Source organism: Croceicoccus naphthovorans (assembly GCF_001028705.1).
In the GTDB taxonomy this organism is placed as follows: Bacteria; Pseudomonadota; Alphaproteobacteria; order Sphingomonadales; family Sphingomonadaceae; genus Croceicoccus; species Croceicoccus naphthovorans.
This window is the reverse complement of the sequence record NZ_CP011770.1, coordinates 985,275-1,010,482: the sequence shown is the minus strand read 5'-3', so window position 1 is coordinate 1,010,482 and position 25,208 is coordinate 985,275. Positions and strand designations below refer to the sequence as shown.

16 protein-coding genes are annotated in these 25,208 nt (G+C 62.6%); 10 read left to right on the top strand and 6 right to left on the bottom strand.

All coding sequences use genetic code 11. The annotated features are described in order from the left end of the window. Position 1: 1 nt before the first annotated feature. The 4 genes from AB433_RS05105 to putA are packed head-to-tail and all read right to left on the bottom strand — an operon-like array spanning position 2 to position 5,646. A complete protein-coding gene (locus AB433_RS05105) occupies positions 2-625 on the bottom strand; it encodes an ATP-binding cassette domain-containing protein (protein WP_047820190.1) in 624 nt (207 codons plus the stop codon). Beyond that, positions 615-1,322: a molybdate ABC transporter permease subunit gene (gene modB / locus AB433_RS05100; RefSeq protein ID WP_047820189.1), complete on the bottom strand. Its 708-nt coding sequence runs from the start codon at positions 1,320-1,322 to the stop codon at positions 615-617. Before modB ends, AB433_RS05105 begins: the two co-directional genes overlap by 11 nt. Before the next feature lie 3 nt (positions 1,323-1,325). Then, positions 1,326-2,081, bottom strand: coding sequence for a molybdate ABC transporter substrate-binding protein (gene modA, locus AB433_RS05095; protein WP_047820188.1), 756 nt, complete (start codon positions 2,079-2,081; stop codon positions 1,326-1,328). A 58-nt stretch (positions 2,082-2,139) separates the two neighbouring features. Next, on the bottom strand, positions 2,140-5,646 hold the full coding sequence (gene putA / locus AB433_RS05090; RefSeq protein ID WP_047820187.1) for a bifunctional proline dehydrogenase/L-glutamate gamma-semialdehyde dehydrogenase PutA: 3,507 nt from the start codon (positions 5,644-5,646) through the stop codon (positions 2,140-2,142). A 116-nt stretch (positions 5,647-5,762) separates the two neighbouring features. On the opposite strand from putA, the gene AB433_RS05085 reads away from it, so the two are divergent. Genes AB433_RS05085 through maiA form a run of 4 tightly spaced genes read left to right on the top strand, consistent with a single transcriptional unit; the run spans position 5,763 to position 9,517 of the window. After that, entirely contained in the window at positions 5,763-6,251 is a 489-nt protein-coding gene (locus tag AB433_RS05085; protein WP_047820186.1) for an Lrp/AsnC family transcriptional regulator, read from the top strand. Positions 6,252-6,298: 47 nt separating this feature from the next. Beyond that, positions 6,299-7,576, top strand: coding sequence for a homogentisate 1,2-dioxygenase (gene hmgA / locus AB433_RS05080; RefSeq protein WP_047820185.1), 1,278 nt, complete (start codon positions 6,299-6,301; stop codon positions 7,574-7,576). 10 nt (positions 7,577-7,586) lie between these two features. Next, the gene (gene fahA, locus AB433_RS05075; protein ID WP_047820184.1) at positions 7,587-8,876 is read left to right on the top strand and encodes a fumarylacetoacetase; all 1,290 of its coding nucleotides are present in this window, start codon (positions 7,587-7,589) and stop codon (positions 8,874-8,876) included. Then, positions 8,876-9,517, top strand: coding sequence for a maleylacetoacetate isomerase (gene maiA, locus AB433_RS05070; RefSeq protein WP_047820183.1), 642 nt, complete (start codon positions 8,876-8,878; stop codon positions 9,515-9,517). The genes fahA and maiA overlap by 1 nt, the downstream gene beginning before the upstream one ends. Before the next feature lie 95 nt (positions 9,518-9,612). On the opposite strand, the gene AB433_RS05065 is transcribed toward maiA, so the two are convergent. Beyond that, a complete protein-coding gene (locus AB433_RS05065; RefSeq protein WP_047820182.1) occupies positions 9,613-15,894 on the bottom strand; it encodes a hypothetical protein in 6,282 nt (2,093 codons plus the stop codon). A gap of 22 nt (positions 15,895-15,916) precedes the next feature. Here AB433_RS05065 and AB433_RS05060 point away from each other — a divergent pair, with 22 nt between their 5' ends. Next, a complete protein-coding gene (locus AB433_RS05060; RefSeq protein ID WP_156170680.1) occupies positions 15,917-16,174 on the top strand; it encodes a hypothetical protein in 258 nt (85 codons plus the stop codon). 462 nt (positions 16,175-16,636) lie between these two features. On the opposite strand, the gene AB433_RS05055 is transcribed toward AB433_RS05060, so the two are convergent. Then, on the bottom strand, positions 16,637-17,986 hold the full coding sequence (locus AB433_RS05055) for an IS1380 family transposase (protein WP_169749280.1): 1,350 nt from the start codon (positions 17,984-17,986) through the stop codon (positions 16,637-16,639). Positions 17,987-18,353: 367 nt separating this feature from the next. Between AB433_RS05055 and AB433_RS05050 the strand changes: the two genes are divergently transcribed. The 5 genes from AB433_RS05050 to AB433_RS05030 all read left to right on the top strand — a co-directional run bounded on the left by AB433_RS05050 (position 18,354) and on the right by AB433_RS05030 (position 25,206). After that, on the top strand, positions 18,354-21,194 hold the full coding sequence (locus AB433_RS05050) for a TonB-dependent receptor (RefSeq protein WP_047820180.1): 2,841 nt from the start codon (positions 18,354-18,356) through the stop codon (positions 21,192-21,194). Continuing rightward, positions 21,194-22,219 (top strand): phytase, encoded by a 1,026-nt coding sequence (locus tag AB433_RS05045; protein ID WP_047820179.1) that lies wholly within the window; start codon positions 21,194-21,196, stop codon positions 22,217-22,219. Before AB433_RS05050 ends, AB433_RS05045 begins: the two co-directional genes overlap by 1 nt. A gap of 2 nt (positions 22,220-22,221) precedes the next feature. After that, positions 22,222-23,556 carry an alkaline phosphatase PhoX gene (locus tag AB433_RS05040; protein WP_047820178.1) on the top strand — a complete coding sequence of 445 codons (1,335 nt, stop codon included), beginning with the start codon at positions 22,222-22,224 and terminating at the stop codon, positions 23,554-23,556. Between the two features lie 127 nt (positions 23,557-23,683). Then, complete coding sequence (paoA, locus tag AB433_RS05035; protein ID WP_375782411.1) at positions 23,684-24,259, top strand: aldehyde dehydrogenase iron-sulfur subunit PaoA; 576 nt, start codon at positions 23,684-23,686, stop codon at positions 24,257-24,259. Continuing rightward, on the top strand, positions 24,256-25,206 hold the full coding sequence (locus AB433_RS05030; protein WP_047820176.1) for an FAD binding domain-containing protein: 951 nt from the start codon (positions 24,256-24,258) through the stop codon (positions 25,204-25,206). The genes paoA and AB433_RS05030 overlap by 4 nt, the downstream gene beginning before the upstream one ends. Positions 25,207-25,208: the final 2 nt, after the last annotated feature.

The window sequence follows — 25,208 nt, the reverse complement described above, 5'->3', positions numbered from 1 at the left end:
TTCAGCCTATCGCGACGACGCTCTCAGCCAGACGGTCAACCTCGGACCGGTCGTGGCTGACGTAGAGGATCGGCACCCGCATTTCATCACGAATGCGCTCGATCATGATCATGATCTCGTCCCGCCGCCTGCTGTCGATCGACGACAACGGCTCGTCCATCAACAGGAACTGCGGGCCCGACAACAGGGCGCGCCCAATGGCCACCCGCTGCGCCTCCCCGCCGGAAAGCGTTCGCGGCGCGCGATCCAGCAATTCGGCGATGCCGAGAAATCGCAATGTCTCGTCAAACCCCGGCAGCACGCGTCCCATCCCCGCCCGACGCTGACCGAACATCAGGTTTTCCCGCACGGTCATGTGAGGGAACAGGCGCCCCTCCTGAAACACGTAGCCACAGGCGCGGTCTTGCGGACGCAGATCGATCTTTGCCGAACCGTCGAACAGCACCGTGCCTTCAACGGCGATCCGGCCACGCTCTGGCCGCAACAGGCCCGCGACCGCATCAAGCACGCTGGTTTTGCCAGCGCCGGAAGGCCCGAACAACGCGACCAGCCCGCCCTCTGCTTTGAACCGCACTTCGATCCGGCGGCGGCCTCTGCGGACCGCAATGTCGACGTCAAAGGACATGGCGATCTTCTCCGCCGATCCGCCGCGCGCCGCGACGCACCAGCCACTCCGACCCGATCAGCGCGGCCAGCGAAAGCACGATGCTCACGACCGCCAGACGCGTGACCGCCCCTTCCCCGCCCGGCACTTGCAGCGAGGTATAGATCGCCAGCGGCAGCGTCCGCGTCTCACCCGGAACGTTGGACACGAACGTGATCGTCGCGCCGAACTCCCCGATGGAACGCGCAAAACCCAGTACCAGCGCCGCCAGCAGCCCAGGCATGGCCAGCGGCAAAGTCACCGCGCCAAACGTCCGCCATCGCCCGGCACCCAATGTGTGCGCCGCCTGCTCCAGCCTGCGGTCCACCCCTGCCAGCGACAGGCGGATGGCCCGAACCATCAGCGGCAATGCCATGATCGCAGCGGCGACGGCGGCCCCGGTCCAGCGGAAGATCAGCGTAACGCCAAAGGTATCGGCCAAGAACCGCCCCAATGGTGCATTCGCCCCAAACAGCAGCAGCAGCGCCCAGCCCGTCACCACCGGCGGCAGAACCAGCGGCAGGTGGACCAGACCGTCGAGCACGATCCGTCCCGGCATCCGCGTGCGTTCCAACACCCACGCCAGCGCAAAGGCGATAGGCAGCGTCAGAAGGATCGCGACGCTGCTGACCTTCAGCGACAGGGCGACGATGGCCCATTCCTGTGCGGTCAGGATCACGGTTCAGGCCGGGCCAAAGCCAAAGCGGGCGAAAATAGCTTGCCCCTCCGGCGAGAGTAGAAAGGCGCGGAATGCCTCTGCATCCGGGCCTTGCGAGCTACGCAATCGCGCGACGGGATATCGGATCGGCTCGTGGCTATCGGCGGGAAACGTCGCGTTCACGCGAACGCCCGGTTCGGCCAAGGCGTCGGTTGCGTAGACGACCCCAAACGGCGCTTCGCCGCGCGCGACCAGTGCTAGCGCCACACGCACGTTCTCTGCCGATGCAATGCGGTCCTTCACGCGGTCCCATAGGCCGAGCGATCCCAGCGCCTGCCGCGCATATCGCCCAGCCGGTACCGCATCGGGATCGGCCATAGCCAGCCGCCCATCGCCAAGTTCCCGCCTCAGATCGCCGAGGGCGAACGCGGAGTCGTCCTCGGCCGGAGCGATCAGGACGAGCCGGTTCGTGACTAGATCGGCGCGACTGTTGTCGGCAATCGCGCCCGATCGCGCAACGGTATCCATCCATGCCTCGTCCGCCGACACGAACAGGCCCGCCTCTGCCCCGGCCTCGATCTGCCGCGCCAGCGCCGAGCTGGCCGCGAAGGACAGCACGGGGCGCGGATTCCCTTGATCGGCCCAAGCGTCCGCCGCCGCCTCCATCGCATCCTGCATGCTGGACGCGGCGAGGACGAGTGGACCTTTTTCCGGTGTGGGCGCGCAAGCCGCCAGAGCGCAGCAGAACGAACCGATCAGGGCGAAGATCAAGCGGTGCATTCGCGCCGCTATCGGGGTTTTCTATATCCGTGTATATATCAAAGTTAAGTCGCGCGCCTCAATCCAGCGACATCAGGCTGGCATTCCCGCCCGCCGCCGTCGTGTTGACCGAGATACAGACCTCTTCGAGGAGCCATGCCCGGTTGTATCCGCCATCGGCATCGGGTGACTGGACCAGCGGGATCGGCCCATCCATCGCGGCGATGGACTTAAACGTTTCTGCCGAGGGCTTTTCGACCAGCGCAGCACCCCAGTTCCCGGTCTTCGGCAAATCGGCAATCCATTCCGCACCGAACGTAAGGTCGGCATAGTCGGCAGGATCGCCCAGAACGGTCGCCGTGCCGCCGCATTGCGCAACCGCGCCAAGTTGCATTTCGAGACCCGCCCTGGTTTCCGGGACAAGCAGGACATGCTCCCGCGGATGGATCGAATAGGTATTCGCCTCGCCCACGGGACCCGGCAGCGCGATATTGTCGCCGACCGACAGGTCCGTGCTCGCCCCGCTGCTCAGACGCCCTAAATAAAGCGGCCCGCCCGCCTTTGGTCCCGTGCCCGACAGTCCACGCCCGCCGAAGGGCTGAACGCCGACAACCGCGCCGATGGTGTTGCGATTTACGTAAAGATTGCCCGCCGCGACATGCGCGATCACCTGCCGTACCGTTTCGTCCAACCGCGTATGCAGGCCGAAGGTCAGTCCGTAACCGGTCGCGTTGATCGCCGCGACCAGCTTGCCAAGATCGCGCCGCTTGTAGCGCACGACGTGAAGCACAGGTCCGAACACCTCCCGCCCCAATTGGGCGATCGAGCCGATCTCGATAATCGTCGGCGTAACGAACGTACCCTTGGCTGCTTCTTCGGGAAGGTCGAGGCGCTCCACCCTACATCCTTCGCTGGCCATGCGCGCCACGTGCGCATCGATCGTTCTCTTCGCCTCGGCGGTGATAACCGGCCCGACATCGGTCGACAGGTTCACCGGATTGCCGATGCACAGTTCCTGCAACGCACCACGGATCATCGCCAGTTGTCGATCCGCAATGTCTTCCTGCAGGCACAGCACCCGCAGCGCCGAGCACCGCTGACCCGCACTGTCGAAGGCGCTGGCAATAACATCGGCGACAACCTGTTCGGCCAGCGCAGAGGAATCGACGATCATCGCGTTCTGGCCGCCGGTCTCGGCAATAAGCGGGATCGGCCCGCCGGTTGCCGAAAGGCGCGAGGCCAGTTCGCGCTGGATCAGCTTGGCAACCTCGGTCGATCCGGTGAACACCACGCCAGCGGTTTGCGGTGCCGCAACAAGCGCCGCACCGACATCGCCACCACCGGGCAGAAATTGCAGAACGTCTATCGGGACACCCGCATCGTGCATAAGCTGCACAGCTTGCGCGGCAATCAGCGGCGTTTCCTCTGCGGGTTTGGCCAGCACCGGATTGCCCGCCACGAGCGCGGCGGCGACTTGTCCGGTAAAGATCGCCAGCGGGAAGTTCCACGGGCTGATGCAGACAACCGGACCAAGCGTATCGGTATCGGTCAGCCCCTCCCGCGCCTGGACCGCGTAATAGCGCAGGAAATCGACTGCCTCGCGCACTTCGGCTACGGCGTTCGCAGCGGTTTTGCCCGCCTCGCGCATGATCAGTCCCATCAGGACGGGCATCGCAGCCTCCATCGCATCGGCGGCACGGTCGAGGCACGCGGCACGCTCCGCAAGCGGCGCTGCGGCCCAACGCGGTGCAGCCCGCGCGGCCACCTGCATGGCGTGCACGGCATCGCGTTCCAACGCATGATGCACCTTGCCAACGACATCGGATTGATCCGCCGGATTGGTCACGGGCTGCGCCTTCCGCTCTGCATCCAGCCCCGGAACTAATGGCTGCGCACGCCACGCCGCGTCGGCGCTTTGCTTCAAGCAATCGGCCAAAGCTTTCAGCTCGGACTCATTCGACAGATCGATCCCGGCAGAGTTGCGGCGATCCGCGAACATGTCACGCGGCAGGGCGATCTGCGGGTGCGGCGCGCCCAGCGGTTCGATCGCCTTCGCCTCTGCAACCGGATCGGCGGCAAGGTCTTCCAGCGCGACATGTTCATCCCAGATGCGGTGAACAAAACTGGAATTGGCGCCGTTCTCCAACAGGCGGCGGACGAGATAGGCCAGCAGCGTCTCATGCGTGCCCACCGGCGCATAGATGCGGCACGGACGGTTCAGGTTCGCCGCGCCGACGACCTGTTCGTACAACGGCTCGCCCATGCCGTGGAGGCACTGGAACTCCCAGTCGCCCGGCGCAAAGTCCGGCCCGGCCATGTGGTAGATCGCGCTCAGCGTCTGGGCATTATGTGTCGCGAATTGCGGGAACAGGACCGCGCGATTGTCGAGCAGCTTGCGCGCGCAGGCGAGGTACGAAACGTCGGTGTGGACCTTCCGCGTGAAGACCGGAAAGTCGGCCTGTCCGTCGACTTGCGCACGCTTGATCTCGCTGTCCCAATAGGCCCCTTTGACCAGCCGCACCATGATCCGCCGATCGCTGCGCCGGGCCAGATCGGCCAGCCAGTCGATCACGAACGGGCACCGCTTGCCATAGGCCTGAACCACGAAGCCCAGCCCGTTCCAGCCGATCAGCGCCGGATCGGTCGCAAGGCTTTCGAGGATGTCGAGCGACAGTTCCAGCCGGTCCGCCTCTTCGGCATCGATGTTGAAACCGATGTCATGCTGACGCGCCTGAAGCGCCAGTTCGCGCACCGTCGGCAGCAATTCGGCCATTACCCGATCCGCCTGTGCGCGAACATAGCGGGGGTGCAGCGCCGACAGCTTGATCGAAATCCCCGGCCCGGCATAGACGCCGCGTCCGTTCGACGCCTTGCCGATGGCGGCAATCGCGCGTTCGTAATCGGCGTAATAGCGCGCGGCGTCCTGTGCGGTCATCGCCGCCTCGCCCAGCATGTCAAAACTGTAGGAAAAGCCCTTGGCTTCCATCTTGGCAGAACGGCGCAGTGCCTCGGCGATGGTCTCGCCGGTCACGAACTGTTCGCCCATCAGTTCCATGGCAAGGTCGACACCGCGCCGGATGACCGGCTCGCCCGCTCGCGCCACCAAACGGGTCAGCGCTGCCGAAAGGCCTTTGTCGTTGACGCTGGCCGTCAGCTTGCCGGTGACGACCAGGCCCCAGGTCGCGGCGTTCACGAAGATCGAACGACCGCCGCCAAGGTGCGACTGCCAATCGCCCGGCGCGATCTTGTCGCGGATCAGCGCATCGCGCGTCGCATCGTCGGGAATGCGCAGCAGTGCCTCGGCCAGACACATCAGCGCCACGCCTTCCTGACTGGACAGCGAGTATTCCTTGACCAGCGCCTCTACCCCGCCGCGCTGCCCCTGTTTCCGCAATCTTGCCACCAGCTGCATGGTCAACTCGCGGACCGGGCCCTTGTTCTCATCAAGCGATTCCGCCGGTCCGATCAGGTCGGCGATACAGTCAGGCTCCGCCTTGCGAGTGGCGGCGGTGATCGCGCTGCGACGCGGGCTGGCTGGCCGGATCGAGGGAGCGAATTGGGCGAAAGGGTTCGGGCGGTTCGTCATATTCAAACAATAGCCAGAACGGCCTGAGCGTTCCGCCTTTACTCAAGCTGTAATGGCGATCTATAGACCTATTTTATAGCCACAATCAGGCAAATTTCCTGCCAAAAGGCCATATTATGGACGATCTGGATAATTTCGACCGCAAGATCATCTCGGCATTGCAGGGCGATGGGCGGATGACGATCACCGATCTCGCCGACAAAGTCGGCCTGTCAAAAACCCCGTGCCAGGCACGCCTGCGCAAGTTGATGGATCGCGGCGTCATCCGCGGGTTCGCCGCCATCGTCGATCTCGCTCGCCTCGGCCTCGACCACGTGGCCTTTACCGAAGTGAAGCTCAGCGACACTCGTGAAGCTGCGCTGCGGGAGTTCAGCGAAGCCGTCCGCCGCATTCCGGAGGTGGAGGAATGCCACATGATCGCCAGCAGTTTCGACTATCTGCTGAAAGTACGCACCGCAAACATCCGCCGTTATCGCGAGGTGCTGGGCGAAAAGATTTCCAGCCTGCCGCATGTCGCCAACACCTCGACCTTCGTTGCGATGGAGTCGGTGAAAGACCACGCCGCCCCGCAGCCGATCCGTGCAACACGCCCCGCCGCACCTTGATTGCAATTGAAACAATCGACATATCCGGCACCGCAGGAGGAGCGGACATGAGCGATTACCAGACTGGGTTCGGCAACCACTTCGCGACAGAGGCGGTGCCCGGCAGCCTGCCCGTGGGCCGCAACAGCCCGCAGCGCCCGGCCTATGGCCTCTATGCCGAGCAATTTTCGACCAGCGCCTTTACCGCGCCGCGCGACGAGAATCGCCGCAGCTGGTTCTATCGCATGCGCCCGATGACTGCGCATGGACCGTTCGAGCCACTGTCTCGCACGTCCAGCCCGACCGGAAATGCGCCGGTCACGCCGAACCGGCTACGCTGGGATCCGATGGCCTTCCCTTCCGAACCGACCGACTTCATCGACGGGCTGATCGCCTATGGCGAAAACGGCGATATTGGCACAGGCGCCGGGATCGGGGTGTATCTCTATGTCGCAAATATCTCGATGGAGCATCGCGCGTTTCAGGACAGCGACGGCGAACTATTGATCGTGCCGCAGCAAGGTGCCTTGCGGATCGATACCGAAATGGGCCGCATGGACGTGCCGCCCGGCCATATCGCGCTGATTCCGCGCGGATTGCGGTTTCGCGTCGCGGTGGATGGACCATCGCGGGGCTATGTCTGCGAGAATTACGGCAGCCCGTTCCGCCTGCCAGACCTTGGCCCCATCGGTGCCAACGGCCTTGCCAATCCGCGCGATTTTGAAACGCCCGTCGTGTGGTTCGAGGACGTGGAGGAGAGCCACGAGATCGTGCAGAAGTTTCAGGGTAATCTGTGGCGCACGACACTCGACCACTCACCCTTCGACGTTGTCGCGTGGCACGGCAATACCGCGCCTTGCCGCTATGACCTTGCCCGGTTCAACACGATCAACACGGTGAGTTTCGATCACCCGGACCCATCGATCTTCACGGTACTCACCAGCCCCAGTGAAATTCCCGGCACAGCCAACTGCGATTTCGTGATCTTCCCGCCGCGTTGGATGGTGGCAGAGGATACGTTCCGCCCGCCGTGGTTTCACAGGAACGTGATGAGCGAATTCATGGGACTGGTCCACGGCGCATACGATGCCAAGGAAGGTGGCGGTTTCCTGCCCGGCGGTGCCAGCCTGCACAACCAGATGAACGGCCACGGGCCCGATGCGGCAACGACCCGCCGCGCGATGGAAGCGACCCTCGCCCCGCACAAGATCGAGGACACCCTGGCCTTCATGTTCGAAAGCCGCTGGGTGATCCGCCCGACGCAGGCGGCGCTGTCCGCCCCGACGCTGCAAGACGATTACGATGAATGCTGGCGCGACTTTCCCAAGGCGCGCTTGCCGCAATGATGAGATTGATATGACCGACCATACCCACGACCCCGTAGCCAAAAGCTGGGTTGCCGAAGCCAACGACCATACGGACTTTCCGGTCCAGAACCTGCCGCTGGGGGTGTTTGCGCCCAAAGGCAGCGACGACCGGCGCGGCGGCGTGGCGATCGGCGATCGCATCCTGTGCCTGCGCGGAGCAATGAAATTGCTCGACGGTCAAGCCGCAGAGGCTGCGCTGCTGGCCGATGCGGATAGCCTGAACGCACTGTTCGCCGATGGCAACGCGATGGCAGACACACTTCGGCAGGGCTTGTTCGCCCTGCTGACCGACGAGAGCCGCGCCGGTGATGCAGAGAATATCCTGTTCGCCGCAGACGAATGCGCGATGTCGGTTCCGTTCCGCGTCGGCGACTACACCGATTTCTACACCGGGATCGAGCACGCGAAGAACGTCGGTGCGCTGTTCCGGCCCGACAATCCGCTGTTGCCGAATTATAAATACGTGCCCATCGGCTATCACGGCCGTGCGTCATCGATCCGCCCCAGCGGCGCAGAGGTGATCCGCCCGACCGGCCAGACGCGGTCGTCCGAAGGACAACCGCCGCATTTCAAGCCCAGCGCGCGGCTGGACTACGAAATGGAAATGGCGATCTGGACCAGCGGATCGAACGCGCTGGGCCAGCCGATCCCGATCGGACAGGCGGGTGATCACATCGCCGGCATGTCGATCCTGAACGACTGGTCGGCGCGGGATTTGCAGGCTTGGGAATACCAGCCGCTTGGGCCGTTCCTTGCCAAGAATTTCCTGTCGACCGTCTCGCCATGGCTGGTGACGAGCGCCGCCCTTGCCCCGTTCCGCACTGCACAGCCAGCGCGGCCCGAGGGCGATCCGCAGCCTCTGGAGTACCTTTGGGACGACGCCGACCAGCGTGACGGTGCCTACAACGTCAGCATGGAAGTGCTGATCCAGACCGCGAAGATGCGGGACACAGGCGTGGCACCGCACCGGCTGAGCAAGGGGCCGATGACGGCAATGTACTGGACGGCGGCGCAACTGGTTGCGCACCACACGGTCAACGGCTGCAACCTGCAACCGGGCGACCTGCTGGGCACAGGCACGCTGTCAGGGCCGGACGCTTCCAGCTTCGGTTCTCTGCTGGAACTATCGAACGGCGGCAAAGAGCCGCTCACGCTCCCTTCGGGCGAGACGCGCACGTTCCTTGAGGATGGCGACGAGATCGTCATGCGGGCCTATGGCGAGACAGACGGTGTCCGCAGCATCGGTTTCGGCGAATGTCGCGGCCGGGTGACCGGGTGATGAGCCTTGTTCTCCACGGTTACTGGCGGTCCGGGACAAGCTATCGCACGCGGATTGCGCTGAACCTGAAGGGGTTGGCCTACACGCAGTCCACACACGACTTGCGCAAAGGCGAACAGAAGGACGACAGCTTTACGGCGCTGCAACCACAGGGTTTAGTACCTGCGCTGGAAGTCCGCCCCGGGTTCGTCATCCCGCAAAGCGTCGCCATTCTGGAATGGCTGGAAGAGACCTGTCCCGCTCCCGCTCTATTACCCGGAAACGCGGACGAACGCGCATTGGTTCGCGCAATGTGCGCCATGATCGGCAGCGACGTTCACCCGCTCAACAACCTGCGCATTCTGAAATACCTGAAAGGTGAGTTCGGTCAGGACCAGGCCGCGATCGATCACTGGGCGCAGCACTGGATTGCCGAAGGCTTTGCCGCGCTAGATCGCATGATCGAACGTTATGGCGCGGACTATGCCTATGGCACCACGCCGACGCTGGTCGACTGTTATCTCGTGCCGCAGGTCTATTCGGCAGAGCGCTTCGGGTCTGACCTGTCGGAATATCCAGCCCTGATGGCAGCCTATGAGCGCGCATCGAGCCATCCCGCCATCGTCGCCGCGCACCCAGACAAGCAACCAGACGCCGACTAACCGGCCTAGCCTGCCCCGCTCAAACCACTCAACGTGAATCGAAAAGGGCGACCCGCAAGGGCCGCCCTTTTCTTTTGCGATGGCTCGCTGAGGGATCAGAACTTGAAGCTGATCCCGCCACGCACACCATAGGCCTTGTAGTCGCTGCCACCGAAGTCGGCGGTGCCGGACATGAAGCCCGATACGCCGCTCGTGCCGTCGATTTCGACACCCAGTTCGGCCCGGGCAAAGGTATCGCGTGCATCCACACCGGTTTCGAACGTCGTGCCATTCAGCGTGAGCAAGACGTCGTTACCGCCGTCGAATTCATGCACGGCATGCGCTCCACCAAAGATCGTCAGCAAGTTGCCGTTGCCGATGGTCGAGGTCGTGCCTGCACGCAGCCCGGCCATGCCGCGCAGACCGTCGAACTTGTCGAAGTCCACATCGACGCTGTTGACCGAGTAACCGTCAAGATCGGTCTGCTGGTATTCAAGGCTGGCAACCGGTTCGAAGAAGAACGAATCCGAACCACCCCGGAAGCCGACTTCGCCGCGAACACCCCAGGCATTGCCGTCGAGATCGGTTTCGTAACCGGCCAGCGGCGCGCTGACGTCACCATCGATGAAGTCGTACTTGGCCAACACGTTGGCGAACAGGCCGCCCATGTTGAAGGCCGCATAGGCACCGATGTTGTATGCGGTGAAGTCCACGTTCGTCGGCGAACCGTCGAAGTTGACCTTCGAGCTCAGGATACCGCCGGTAACACCGAAGCGCGTTCCGGCAGAGCCGAAGTCCACACCGGCCTGCGCGCCGAAGAAGTCCTGATCGTAGCTGAGGTCGTAAGCCACGTCGAAGTCGCCGCTGTACACCGCGCCATCGTCCACGCTGCTCTTGATGCCATAGCCGTTGAGCCAGAAGCCGCTGTCGAGGCTATTCCGGTCCGCTGCCAGATGAGCAGCGACGGCATCGGCCGAACGGTACCAAAGCTCGCTGGCACCCGCCGCGATGCGGGCGGTCTGGAACGCGCTGAGGCCCGGTCCGGTGGCAAGCAGGTAGTCGTTGTTGTCGGCATCGAACAGCACGTCGTACGAAAGGAAGCCGTTATCCAGCCCATCGGCAATGACGAAGGCATCCGCGCTCGACCCGTCACCGGCATCGACGATCAGGATGTTGTCGGCAAAGCCGAACTCCGTCCCGACCGGGCTGACATCGACGAACGTGTCGCCGGTGGCGCTGCCGCCAACGGTCAGCATGTCCGCAACCCCTGCATCGAAGTCGACATCGACCGCCAGCGTGCCGCCGGTACCGACATAGTCGCCCGGAACCGTCAGCATATCGTCGGCGGCGCCGTCGATCATGGTGATCAGCCCGCCGTTGGTCGCGGTTTCAAGACCCAGCAGGGTAATGTCGCCATCGACCATGATCGTGCCGTTGTTGGTCAGCAGATCGTCGCCAAGACCGAAGTCCTGATCGGCGGTCAGGTTGACCATGCCCGATGCGGTGTTGGTGAAGACATCGTCGCCGTCGCCGAACATGCTCGTCGCAGAAGCATCGAACGTGCCGGAGTTGGTGACGCTGTCGTCATAGACCGTCAGATCGACCGCACCCATGATCGTGCCGCTGTTCACCACATCGGTCGCCGCGCCTTCGGTGTCGATCGCGAGATCGATACCGCTGGACAGCGTTCCGGTGTTGGTGATCGTGATCAGGGGATCGTTACTATAGCTGCTCACCGCGACGGCCGGACCATCCGAGGCATAGACATCGCCAGTCGTAGTGACGTTGGTGTCATAGTAGCTTTCCGTCTGCACGACCACGCCAGCATCCACGGCATCGACGTTGTTGACGGTGATGTCCGTACCGGTGCTGTCGCTGCTGACAAGAGCAACAAGGCCGGTGTCGGCGGTGATTGTACCGCCCGACGTGATCGTTAGATCGCCATCGCCCAGGTGATAGGCAAAGATTCCGACTTCGCCGCCTTGCACATCGTTGACATCGATCGTCGTGTCGGTGCCCGAAACGTTGATCGCCCCGATGCCGAGTTCTTCGCCAGCGACGGTTCCGGTCGACGAAATCGACAATGCGCCGCTGCCGTCCTGCATGGCAAGGATGCCCGCGTTGGGCAGGCCATAGCCATATCCGGAATCTCCGCCATAGACATCGACAACGTCGATCGTCAGATCGGTGCCTTCGTTGGCGGCGTAGATACCAGAGTCACCGCCGCTGACCGTTCCGCTCGTCGTTATCGAAAGCGCACCGGTACCGTAGTTAGTGGCACTGATCCCAAACTCACCGCCGCTAACGTCATTGGCATCGATCGTCAGATCCGTACCGCCGTTCTCGGCAAAGATGCCAACCCCGGTTTCACCCGACACATCGCCCGAAGCGGCGATCGACAGTTCGCCGGTGCCATTGTTGTCGGCAAAGATGCCGTGAATTTCGCCGCTGACGTTGTTCACATCGATGATCAGGTCGGTGCCCGCGTTCGTGGCGTCGATACCGACGGTCGAAGCATCAACCGTGCCGGTCACCGCGACGGATAGGTACTCGCTGCCCGCATTGGTGGCCATGATACCCGCGCCGTCTGCCGCCGTGACATCGCCGTCGACCGAGATGTCGGTGAAACCATCACCCTGGTTGTTGACGATGATACCCGCTTCGGCGCCCGACACATCGACACTGGCCAGCGTTACGTTGGTCCCGTCGTTGGCGATCACGATGCCATCGCTTTCGGACGAAACGACCGCACCGGCCGTCGTAACCGAAACCGCGCCGCTGCCGTTGTTATCGGCGTAGATGCCGGTGTTGACCGAGCTGACACCCTGCACATCGATAGTCAGATCGGTGCCGCTGTTCACGGCGACGATGCCATAGTCGTTCGAAGAGACGATGTCCCCGCTGGCGGTGATCGAAAGCTCTCCGGTGCCATTATTATAGGCATCGATACCTTCGTCATAGCTGCTCACGCCTGCGACATCGACGATAAGGTCGGTGCCGTAATTGCGAACGTCTAGACCCCAGCCATTCTCCGACGTGATATCGCCCGTAGCCGTTACCGACAGGGTGCCGTTGGCTGAGGTCGCGAAGATGCCGTCTTCATACGAATTGATCGAGTTGACGCTGATCGTTGTGTCAGTTCCGTCGTTATAGGCGAGAATGCCATAGCTGGTCTCCGAAGTGACATCGCCCGCCGTGATGGTCAGTGCGCCTTCGCCATCGTTATCGGCTTCGATACCCTCGTTATAGCCACTGACGTTGCCGGCATCGATCGTCAGGCTGGTGCCTGCGCCGGAGTTGAAGGCCCCGATACCGTCGCCATAAGTGCCGGTCACGTCGCCAGCGGTGATCGAAAGCTCACCCGACCCGTAGTTTTCCGCACCGATGCCATTGTCGTTGCCAGACACGTTGGCGACATCGATGATAAGATCGGTGCCTGCGCCCGAGTTGAAGGCTTCGATACCGGTGCCTGAAACGCCGGTCACATCGCCGGAGGCGGAGATGGTCAAGGCACCGTCACCGTTGTTCGTAGCGAAGATGCCGCCATCTTCACCCGTCACGACATTCGCCGCGATGGTCAGGTTGCCACCGTTAAGCGAATTTTCCGCATCGATGCCACGCCCGTCGGTCGAAACGAGCGTACCCGTGCTGGTAATGTCGACATCGCCCGAACCGAGGTTGCGAGCGCGAATGGCGTCGTTATCCGAAGAAACATCGGCCACATCGATCGTCAGGCTGCCGCCTGTCGTATCGTTATAGACGTTGACGCCATAGCCGCTTTCGCTCTCGACCATCCCGGTGGCCGAGACCGATACGTCGCCCGTCCCGTAATTGGTGACCGCCACTGCGGTCTGGTCGGCATCGACATTGTTCACGTCGACCGTCACATCGGTGGCCATCGCGCCATTTTCGACCCAGACACCGCCCGAAGTGGCAGCGGTGATCGTCCCGCTGCTGCTCACCATGGTGGAGCCGGTGCCGTTGTTGGTCACCATCATGCCAAGGCCGTTTGCGTCCACATCGGCAAGATCGACGTCAATGTCGGTAGCCCCGACGCCGTTCATGACGTTTACGCCGGTGCCGCCAATACCGTCTTCGCCGGTCGCGGTCACAAGGCCAGTCGACGTGACAGAGGTGCTGCCCGATCCGTTGTTGATTACGCCGATGCCATAGATCGTGCCGGTAACATCGACAGCGTCAACGTTCACGTCGGTGCCGTTGACCGCCTGCACCGCGATGCCGCCGCCGTCGAAGCCCGTAACCGAGCCCGTCGAAACGACGGAAGTAGTGCCGGTTCCGAAATTGACAGCGGCAATCCCGATGCCGCCGGTAACATCGGCAGCCTCAATCGAAATATCCGTAGCAGTGACGGCATTCTGGACGAGAATGCCTACCTCGCCGTCCGCGGCAACCGTGCCGGTCGCTGTGACGTTGCTCGACCCGGTGCCGCTGTTGGCGACATAAACACCCCTTTGGCCGGCATCGACATCGGTCACAGCGACATCGATATCCGTTCCCATCGCCGAACCGACGGCATACACGCCGTCGAGCCCGGCCGTGATCGGACCGCTTGCATCGACGTCAATGGCGCCCACGCCCGTGTTGATCGCGGAGATGCCGGTTGCACCTGCATCCACACCGGCCACATCGACCGTCAGATTTCCATCGGAATTCTGCTGAGCCAGCACACCGGACTCCCCGGCCACGATATCGCCGCTGGCCGTAACGGTCAGGTCGCCCGAACCGTCGTGGATCACATCGACCCCGTTTGCGCCCGCGTCTATGGAAGCCACGTTCACCGTCATCGCGCCAGCATTGACGTTGTCGCGCGCATTCACGCCATCGGCGCCTGCGTCGATCGCGCCAGAGGCTGCGATGTTCGTCGCGCCGACGCCGTCGTTGTCGACCAAGATGCCTTCACCGCTTGCCGTAACGCTGGCAACATCGATGTTAATGTCGCCTGCGGTTGCGGTTCGATTGTTGGCTTCGACGCCGACGCCATCGGCTGCGCTGATCGCGCCGCTGGCCATGACGGTCATGTCGCCTGAGCCGTAGTTGTCGACAACGATCCCGTTGGATCCTGCCTCTACCGACGCGACATCAACCGTCAGATCGCCCGTCGAACCACTGTCCATATCGAAAACGATACCGTCGGTGCCGGCGACAATCGTGCCCGTGGACGTGATCGCTACGTCACCGGTTCCTTCCTGCGCACCAATGATACCGGTTCCCCCGGCATCGACATCGACAAGGTCGATCGTAATCGTGCCTGTATTCTCATTGCCACTCGCGCGAACGCCTGCTCCCCCGGCAGTGATTGTGCCACTCGAACTGATCGCGATGTCGCCCGCGCCATACCCGCCGACATCAATGCCGGTTTCGGTCGCGTTGACATCGGCAACGTCGACCGTCACGCCGCCGGTTGCAGAGTAATCGCCGTAGACGCTGATCCCGTCCCCGTCCGTGCCCGTTACCGTGCCGGTCGAGGTGATCGAAACAGCACCAGAGTCAAAGTTGTTTACGTCGATCCCGGTCTCGCCGGTGACGTTATTGACCTCGATGGTGGTCGCGCCGCTGTACGTGGCATCTACGTCAATGCCCGCGCCGTTGGTGCCGGTAACGTCGCCGGTGGTGGTAATTGCGATATTGCCCGACTGGTATGCGGACGCGTCGATGCCATTGATGCCACCGGAAACGTCGACCGCGTTCACAATCAGGTCGCCGCCGAAGTTCGTGCTCGCATCGATGCCATCGCCAGCTTCACCCATGACCATGCCGGTCGAAGTTACCGAAGTCGTTCCGTATGAGCTGGAGGCATTAATACCGTCATCGCCGCCGGATACGTCGCCCGAAACGACGGTCACGTCCCCGTTACCGCCAAATGCGGCGATACCGTCACCTGCAATACCCGTGACAGCGCCGGTGGTGGTAATATCGACCGCGCCGTCGAGGGCTGTCGCGTCGATACCGCTATCGGCGCCGATGATGGCAAGGCCATCGGCCGCCTGCGTAAACGAAATATCGCCACCCGAAGTGATGGTGAAAGCGTCACCGCCGCTTTCGGTCGTGTCGACCGATGTCGTTGCATCCAGATCGATGTCGACCGAACCGGCATCGTCAATCACCTGCGCGTCCATCGACGTGCCATTACAGATGAGTTCACCGGGAATGCCCGATGGGCTGCCGCAAACCGCCTGTGCGTGCGCGGACGATGCGCCGCCCATCACGCCCGGAATCGCAAAAGCCACCGCCGCGGCGATGGCCAAGGAAGAACCGCCCGCGAACAGGCGGCCGGTGATCGGGCAATAGGTCGCGTCGCGGCCGTTGAGCTTGGTTACGCGGCCGCCACGGACGACGCCGAACTCACGCGTGCGAACATTCTGCTTGGTGACTGACATGTTGCTTCCCTCTATTCAAAACTTGAACGCGCCGGGCGACGGCGCACGAAAACACTCCGCAAAAGCGGACTATCTGATTCAGATCTTTGCTAAATCCCCCGGACCTCACAAAGACGGTGGCATCCAATACCTTTGTGCGCGAATATTTTGGTCGCGCTTCTCCAAATTCCTAAAGCATAACTCCCGTCTTGTAGCGCTGCTCAACAAGATCGGTGTGATCGGTATCATCACGATCCTGCTCAACTTCGCATGGCACAGACAAAGGCTTCGTATTTCGTGAAGAAATGCGTTGCAGCCATTGATAAAGTTGATGTGTGGAATGTCTGGCAGACACACTACCGGGCACACTTTCGACAGACGACGCAGTTGCCGCCTTTCGATTTCTAGTAGCCTGCAAGTTATGCAGTATGCGCAACCCAATTCCCCAACTTGTGGCACAGATAAGGCCTGGAGCACGATATGCTCCCCCCACTGGCTTATCCGCCTACAAACCTTCTCTATTGATTTTGTTCCAAAATAAAGCCCGCCAAAGTCTCATACGGTGGCCTCTGAGGGTAGCTTCTGGACTTTTTAACCCGGTTTATTCATGAGGCCGCAGCAGCGAAGTGGATGGGCCTTGATCTGACGTTGGCGGCGTAGTCCGGGCGAGCGTCTTCGACGGCATTTTTCACCGCGTCAGGATCAATGGGCTTTTCGAGGTTGATGGAATGGAGCTCGGAGTTCGGCGGCACAGCCGCACCGCCTAAGTAGGTGCAGGCCTGAGATTGGTGGCGATGGCTTTCAAAACGGAGGCATCGGGACAGGCTGACGCGAAGGCGACACGGATGCGAGTGGCGCTCTCAATGACGCGGGCAGCGACCTTGAGCAGCCTGAGGCGCAACGTTGCGAACTCGGCGGTCGCGAGCGAGGCTGCCTTGGGGATTTCCTGCTGAATGCGCCACAGGAGCCAGTATGCGGCGGTGTGCAGGATGAGGCGCATCTGATTGGCGTTGGGAGAGCGGCACGAGGTGCGATCGCTGGCCAGCTGGGTCTTGTGCAGCTTGATCAGGTTTTCGGCCTGACCGCGCGCGCAGTAGAGCGTATCATAGATGTGCTCGGCCGAGCCTTCGGTCAGCGAAGTGACGACATAGCGGATGTCCATGCCCATCGTACTGGCCTCGATCCGGGCGACGACGCGGCGCTGGCACTTCCAGCTTTTGGCCCCGTAGCGGGTCTCGGCATAGGTGCGCAGGACCGGGTACTGGCGCTGAGCGCGTTTGACCGCACAGGCATCGGCGGCAACGACGATTTCGGGATCGGCGCGTAGCACGGCGTTGGTCGGCAGGCCGAACACGTAGTCGACGCCGCAACCCTCGCAGACGGCCATGACCTCGGGCCGCCCATAGTGCCCGTCGCCGCGGATGGTGATGTGCGTTTCGGGCCATTGCCGGCGGATGTGGCGCACGAGGCGCCGGATGTGACCGGCAGCTTCAACACCAGACGGTGTCTTGCCGGTGCGCAGCAGCATCGCCACCGGCCGGCCAGTGGCGGTGTCGTAGACATGGATCGGCAGGAAGCAACGCTCGCCATGATGACCATTCCAGAACGACAACTGCTGATAGCCATGGACGACATCGCAGGTATCATCGATATCCAGCGTCACCGCCGCCGGCGGGGCCGGATAGCTGGCGCAGTAGATGTCGATCATCGCGGCCAGCATCTTCGCCAACTCGCGCGTGATCGGTGCATTCTCCCACCGGCTCATCGTCGGTTGGCTGGCCAGCCCCGCGCCCGATCCCGGCAGCTTGCCCAGGGCCAGGCGGAAGCCCGGATCGTCGCGCAGGGCATCGAGATCGTCGGCATCCTCATAGCCGCAGGCGATCGCGAACACGCGGGCACGCAGGATGTCGTCGAGGCGATGGATCACCCGCGCAGGATCGCGCGGATCGGCAATGCAAGTCGCAAGCCGCTGGCAGATACCCATCGCGCGCTCGGCCTGCGACAGCAACAGAACGCCGCCGTCCGAAGTGAGCCGACCACCGTCGAACGCGGCTGTGACTTTCTTGCGGTCGACCGCTGGGAATCGGAAGGGGCTTGCGATATCGTCGTTCATGGCGGGTGTGGCCTGTGGCATTTTCTGCCCTGCAGCAGGGCCGGTGTAGACACCCAGTTCCTAATTCAGATCAGAGGCTTATGCCACTCCCGCCAACCCTTCGTAGCCAACCCCGTGAATAAGACGGGTTAACAGTCCAGTCCCGCAGAAATCCTTGCATCCTGATCGCTCCATTTCGGTAAAAAAAATTTTGTGCCTGGCCGGAACAAGGCACTGTGGTTGCCGATCGGCGAAGCCGTCATGGCCAGCACGTTGCAATCAAATGACGAAAGTCGCCCAACCGCCATCGAAGCGTCTTCATTCCGTCGTGAACGCGTAAGAATCGATCCCTACCCGCCGCCTTCGAAACACAATCGGAGGTTCAAATATGGGTTCGTCACGCTGGCTCCTCGGGGCTGCAATGGGGGTCATCGCGTTGGGTCAGGCAATGCCCGCGCTGGCAGGGGAAATCGAAGGCACCGTTATCGACGAAAGCGGCACCGCCGGGCTTCGCGCGGTGCAGGTGCGGATCGTCGAACTGGATCGCACCGCAAATACGGGCAGCGATGGCGATTATCGCTTCGTCGACGTTCCCGCTGGCACCTATACGCTTCGCGCCAGCTATATCGGCGCGGCCACTAGGCAAGCTTCTGTAACCGTCCCCGCCAGCGGTCCGGTCGATGCCGACTTCGTGCTTTCTGGTCTGAACGGCGACATCCTCGTGCTTGGCCAGCGCGCCAATCTGTCCAGCTCGCTGTCGCGCAAGCGCGCTTCCGACACGATCAGCGACGTGCTCAGCCGCGACTCCATCGGCCAGTTCCCTGACCAGAACGTCGCGGAATCGCTGCGCCGCCTGCCGGGCATCAACGTCCTGAACGATCAGGGCGAAGGCCGCTTCGTTTCGGTTCGCGGGCTCGACCCAGAACTGAACGCCACCTCGCTGAACGGCGTGCGCCTGCCTGCGCCGGAAAGTGACGTCCGCTCGGTCGCGCTTGACGTGATCAGCAGCGACATCATCGAATCCATCGAGGTGAAAAAGTCGCTCACCCCCGACATGGATGCCGACACCATCGGCGCCAGCGTCGAGATTGAAACGACCAGCGCCTTCGACCGTAAAAAGGACCTGCTGACCGCCAAGATCGAGGGCAGCTACAACAAAAAGGCCAACGAGCTGACCCCCAAGGGCAGCGTCGATTTCGCCTCGCGCCTGTCGGACAACATCGGCGTGTCGGGCGGCGTTTCGTATTATCAGCGCAAGTTCGAAACCGACAATATCGAGGCGGACGACTGGGAAGACATCGACGGCGTCAACTATGCCGAGGAACTGCAGTACCGCGACTATGACGTCGAACGCGAACGCATCAGCGCGACACTCGGCCTCGACCTGCGCGTCGGCGATACGACCAAGCTTTATGTAAAGGGTCTGTGGAGCCAGTTCGACGATCAGGAATATCGTCGCCGCACCACCTTCGATTTCAGCGACGCCGTCGACATTGCGGGAAGCGGCAGCACCGTCACTTTTGCCGACACCTACGATGGTGATGAAGACGAAGGAAAGCTGACCGTAGAGCGCGACATCAAGGACCGCTTCGAACGCCAGCGCATCCGGTCCGTCACCTTTGGTGGTGAGACCGAACTGGATAGCGGCTTCTTCGCCGAATATTCCGCCAGCTATGCCAAATCGACCGAAAAGGAAAACGGATCGCTGGACCCCACGCAGTTCGAGCATGAGTTCGAAGGCGAAGGCCTGATCGTCGATGTCGATTACGCCGATCCGCGCGTGCCGCTCTACGCAACCTCGGGCAACGACTTCAATTTCTATGAGCCGTCGGCTTATGAGCTGAAGGATATCGAATACGTCGCCCTATCGGATTCGCAGGACGAGGAGTGGGCTGCGAAGCTCGACTTCGGCAAGGAAATGTTCCTCGGCAATGCCAGCCTGACGCTTCAGGCCGGTGCCAAGGGTCGTTGGCGCAAGAAGACATACGACAAGACCGTCGAGTTCTACGAATGGGACGGTGATGGCGACTACACGCTGGACGACGTCTTGGGCTTTCAGACCTATGACATCATCCGCATCTCGCCAGTGGCGGATTTCAACGGTTCGCGCCTGTTCTTCACCGAGAACTTCGACTCGTTCGAATATCAGGAAATCGACAGCGTATTCGACTCCGCGATCGAGGATTATCGCGCCGATGAAGACGTGATGGCCGGATACGTCATGGCCACTTGGGAAAGCGGGCCGCTGCGCGCCATCGGCGGGGTGCGGTACGAAGATACCAAGACCGACCTTCTGGGCAATCAGGTCAACCTTTTTGAAGAAGGTCAGGACCTGCCCGGCGGCGGCACGGCAGAGGACGACATGGTCGTCATCGCGCCGGTCGCCTACCAGAAGGACTACGGCCACTGGCTGCCAAGCCTGAACCTGCGGTACGAGCTTCAGCCCGACATGCTGGTCCGCCTTGCCGGGTATCGCAGCATCGTGCGGCCCAAGCTGTCGAAGCTGGCTCCGCGTTTCGAGATCGACGAAGATAACGAAGCCGTGTTCGGCAACCCCGATCTCGATCCGTACGAGGCATGGAACCTCGACGCGTCGTTCGAATACTACATGTCGCGCACCGGCGCCATCAGTGCGGCCGTGTTCTACAAGGACATCAAGAACTACATCGTCGACACGGCGGTCGAGGACGGTTCTTTCCTCGGCGTCGATTTCACCGAAGCCGAAATCCCGATCAACGGACCAAGTGCCGAAATTTTCGGTGCGGAGCTGAGCGTTTCGCAGTCGCTGTCGATGCTGCCCGCGCCGCTCGACGGACTGCTGGTGCAGGCGAATTATACCTACACCGACGCTACCGGCATGGTGCCGAACGATGGCGACATCGACGACCTGCGCAAGATTACCCTGCCCTCAACATCGAAACACACCTTGAACGCGGTGCTGGGATACGAAAAGGGACCGCTCTCGCTGCGCCTGTCGGGTACGTACCGCGACAAATACCTGGATGAAATCAGCGGCGAGGCGGAGGAAGACCGCTATGTCGACGATCACTTCCAGCTGGATTTCAGCGCCAAGTTCCAGCTGACCGACATGGTCCAGCTTTATGGCGAGTGGGTCAACATCAACAACGCCAAGTACTTTGCATACAACAACTACAACGGGCAGCGGAATCTGCTGCAGTACGAGGAATACGACTACACCGTGAAGTTCGGCGCGCGGGTGGTGTTCTGATGCGCCTGTCCTTCCTGATGTTCGGTACGGCCGTCTTGTGTTTCGGCGCGGGCGGCTGTGCCACCGCGCCGGTCGTTTCGCCCCTGCCGACGGCGAAAGTCGTGGCGCGGGGAGAGACTGCGCCTGTCGGCACCGCCAATGCCGACGCCGCCGACGATCCGGCGATCTGGCGCAACCCGGTCGATCCGGCGAAAAGCCTGATCGTCGGGACGGACAAGAAGGCCGGGCTCTACGTCTATGGCATGGATGGCGCGGTGCTGGACTTCGCGCCGGACGGGCTGCTGAACAATGTCGACATGGTCGATCTGGGTGAGAACGGCGCGATTGTTGCGGCGAGCGACCGGGGCGATCCGATCAACGCCGCGATCCGGCTCTACCGCCTGTCCGCCGCAGGCAAGCTGACGGCGATTGGTACCGTGCCGGGCGGCTCGGGCGAAGGCTATGGGTTCTGTCTGCACCAGACCGACGAGGCGCTGCTCGCCTATTCGGTGTTGAAGGACGGCACGATTGCCGAGTTCGCGCTCGACCTCGGCACGCCCTCATCCACGCCCCTACGCAAGATGGCGGTGCCGAGCCAGCCCGAAGGCTGCGTCGTCGATCCGCGCGACGGTACGTTGTACATCGGCGAAGAGAACGCGGGCATATGGCGGTTCCCCGCCGGAACGGCGACGGGCGAGATCGTCGCACCCATCGATAACGCGGAGCTGATCGCCGACGTCGAGGGCCTTGCCCTTGTGCCGCAAGGTGAGACCGGTGGATGGCTGATCGCGTCGAGCCAGGGCGACAGCGCCTACGCGGTCTATCGCCTGCCCGGAATCGAATATGCCGGACGCTTTCGCATAGTCGCCGGTGACTATGGCGCGACCGACGAAACCGACGGGATCGAAGCTAAGTCAGGCAACTTCGGCCCCGATTTCCCCAATGGCATTTTCCTCGCGCAGGACGGCGTGAACGCCGGAGGCGCGCAGAATTTCAAGATGGTGCGCTGGGACGAGATCATCGCGGCGCTGGAACTGGACCGATAGACATGACAGCCACCTCGCGCCGCCGTTTCCTCGGCTCGACCGCCGGTGCCTTTGCCGCGCTTCTGGCCAGTGGATGCACCGCACGGTCGCTGGCCATGGCGGGCACGGCGCCCTCTCCGCTTGGCGCGTTGGTGCCGGATCCGGCAGGGATTCTCGATCTGCCACTGGGCATGTCCTATCGGATCGTCTCGCGGCTTGGCGACACGATGAACGACGGGCTGATCGTGCCCGACAAGGCCGACGGCATGGGCTGCTTCGCGCTGGCCGACCGGTCGCTGGCGCTGGTCCGCAATCACGAGCTGAAGGTTGGTGACCTGCCCGGCGGTCCGCTGCTCAGCGCCTATGACCATACGCCCGGCGGCGAAGCGGTCCCCGGCGGGACGACGACGCTTGTCCTCGATCCCGATACGCTGGAAGTCCGCCGTCAGCACCGCTCGCTGGCCGGCACGATTCGCAACTGCGCGGGAGGCACGACGCCCTGGGGCAGCTGGCTGACCTGCGAGGAAGACGTGACCCGGCCCGGAGAGGATGCTGGCAAGGATCACGGCTGGGTCTTCGAAGTCCCGGCAGAGGCGGCCGGCATGGTCGATCCCGTTCCGCTGAAGGCGATGGGACGTTTCCGGCACGAAGCCGCGGCGGTCGATCCGCGCACCGGCATCGTCTACATGACCGAAGATCGCGACGAGAGCGTGCTCTATCGCTTCGTCCCGACCGTACGTGGCAAGCTGGGACGTGGCGGCAGGTTGCAGGCCGCAGCGCTTGCCACCGGCCCCTGCGACACGCGCAACTGGCCCGAAAGCGACGGCATGCCCAATGGGGTGTGCAGCCTGAAATGGATCGACCTCGACAATCCCGAAAGCCCGGAAGACGACCTGCGCTTTCAGGCTGCACGCAAGGGCGCGGCAATCTTCGCGCGCGGCGAAGGCATCCACATGGGCGATGGCGAGGTCTATTTCTGCGCTACCTCGGGCGGCGCGGCGGGCCTTGGCCAGATCTTCCGCCTGACCCCCGGCCTGAACGGAGCGGCGGACCAGCTGGATCTGTTCTTCGAATCCGCCAGCGAGACGCAGTTCAACTATGGCGACAACCTGACCGTTGCACCGAACGGGCACCTTGTCGTTTGCGAGGACCAATACACCGACGTCGTCGATAACCACTTGCGCGGCATCGCACCCGACGGCACCGCCTATCCCATCGGTCGCCTGCGCCTGCAGACCGAACTGGCCGGGGCTTGCTTCTCGCCGGACGGTCGCACGTTCTTCGTAAACGCCTTTAGCCCGGCGATGACGTTTGCGATCCGTATGCCGGATAGCTGGACCGCGCTGAAAGCGGCTTGATCGGTCCCGCACGCGATCCGCTCTGGCGAACGGTCGGATCGATAAAGGCGATTGTGCATTGCAATGATCCGTGGGCTAGATAACCCGCTGCCCAAGCACGCCCGGCACCGAACGGGCGTATTGCCCTTTGCCGTGCACTTGCCACAGGACGCCAGAACCGATGCCATCATCTTCGCCCCAGACAAACCGCATGCGCATCGACCTGACGGTCAACGGAGCGGACGTGTCGCTGGATCTGGATACGCGCACGACCCTGCTGGACGCCCTGCGCGAACATCTGCGACTGACGGGTACGAAGAAGGGTTGTGATCACGGCCAGTGCGGGGCCTGCACGGTGATCGTGAATAGAGAGCGGATCAATTCCTGCCTCTCTCTGGCTGTCCAGCATTCGGGCGACGAAGTCACGACCATCGAAGGCATTGGCAGCCCGGACAACCTGCACCCGATGCAGGCCGCGTTCGTCAAGCATGACGGGTATCAGTGCGGCTATTGCACGCCGGGGCAGATCTGCTCTGCGGTGACAGTCCTGAAAGAGATCGAAGCCGGTGTGCCCAGTTATGTCACCGATGATCTCACCACCGATGTCCCCACCACCCGCGCCGAGATGGCCGAGCGTATGAGCGGCAACCTGTGCCGTTGTGGGGCCTATGCCAATATCCACGACGCGATGGCCGAAGCCGCCGAAGCGGGGGATGTGGCATGAAGGCCTTTACCTACGAACGCGCGACCTCCCCCGAACAGGCGGCAGCGGCGGTTGGCGGGAACGAAGGCGCGAAATTCATCGCGGGCGGGACCAATCTGCTCGACCTGATGAAATTGCAGATCGAAACGCCGACTCATCTTGTCGACGTGCAGGACCTCGCCCTCGACCGGATTGAGGATACCGACGATGGCGGCGTGCGGATCGGGGCGCTGGTTTCCAATACCGCGCTTGCCGCCGATTCGCGCATCCGGCGCGATTACGCGGTGCTGACGCGCGCGATTGTCGCCGGGGCATCGGGCCAATTGCGTAACAAGGCGACGACGGCGGGCAACCTGCTACAACGCACGCGCTGTCCCTATTTCTACGACCCGAACATGCCCTGCAACAAACGCGCGCCCGGAACCGGCTGCGGCGCGGCGGAGGGGTTTTCGCGGCAACTGGCGGTAATCGGCACGTCGGACCTGTGCATCGCGACCTATCCCGGCGACATGGCGGTTGCGCTGCGCGTGCTGGACGCGACGGTCGAGACGGTTCAGCCCGACGGCTCTAGGCGCAGCATCGCTATTGCCGACTTCCACCGCCTGCCCGGCGATGAACCGTGGCGAGACAATGTCCTGCAAGATGGCGAGTTGATCACGGCGGTCACATTGCCCAGGTCGATCGGTGGGCGGCATTTCTATCACAAGGTCCGCGACCGCAGTTCCTATGCGTTTGCGCTGGTCTCGGTCGCCGCGGTAATCGGCAATGAAGGCAAGGGCCGCGTCGCGTTCGGCGGGGTCGCGGCCAAACCCTGGCGCGTGGAAGAAGCAGAGGCGCTGCTGCCCGAGGGCGCAAAGGCCGTGGTCGAACGCGCCTTCGCGGGCGCCAAGCCGACCGCGGAAAACCAGTACAAGATCACCCTTGCCGAGCGGACGCTGGCCGGGGTGATCGCAGAGGCGAAGGGCTGATC

Coding starts and splice junctions, on each gene's coding strand:
- fahA (WP_047820184.1), top strand. CDS start 7,587: ATGACCGACCATACCCACGACCCCGTAGCCAAAAGCTGGGTTGCCGAA.
- AB433_RS05045 (WP_047820179.1), top strand. CDS start 21,194: ATGCGCCTGTCCTTCCTGATGTTCGGTACGGCCGTCTTGTGTTTCGGC.
- AB433_RS05030 (WP_047820176.1), top strand. CDS start 24,256: ATGAAGGCCTTTACCTACGAACGCGCGACCTCCCCCGAACAGGCGGCA.
- hmgA (WP_047820185.1), top strand. CDS start 6,299: ATGAGCGATTACCAGACTGGGTTCGGCAACCACTTCGCGACAGAGGCG.
- AB433_RS05105 (WP_047820190.1), bottom strand. CDS start 625: ATGTCCTTTGACGTCGACATTGCGGTCCGCAGAGGCCGCCGCCGGATC.
- AB433_RS05050 (WP_047820180.1), top strand. CDS start 18,354: ATGGGTTCGTCACGCTGGCTCCTCGGGGCTGCAATGGGGGTCATCGCG.
- putA (WP_047820187.1), bottom strand. CDS start 5,646: ATGACGAACCGCCCGAACCCTTTCGCCCAATTCGCTCCCTCGATCCGG.
- AB433_RS05085 (WP_047820186.1), top strand. CDS start 5,763: ATGGACGATCTGGATAATTTCGACCGCAAGATCATCTCGGCATTGCAG.
- maiA (WP_047820183.1), top strand. CDS start 8,876: ATGAGCCTTGTTCTCCACGGTTACTGGCGGTCCGGGACAAGCTATCGC.
- AB433_RS05055 (WP_169749280.1), bottom strand. CDS start 17,986: ATGAACGACGATATCGCAAGCCCCTTCCGATTCCCAGCGGTCGACCGC.
- modA (WP_047820188.1), bottom strand. CDS start 2,081: ATGCACCGCTTGATCTTCGCCCTGATCGGTTCGTTCTGCTGCGCTCTG.
- AB433_RS05040 (WP_047820178.1), top strand. CDS start 22,222: ATGACAGCCACCTCGCGCCGCCGTTTCCTCGGCTCGACCGCCGGTGCC.
- AB433_RS05065 (WP_047820182.1), bottom strand. CDS start 15,894: ATGTCAGTCACCAAGCAGAATGTTCGCACGCGTGAGTTCGGCGTCGTC.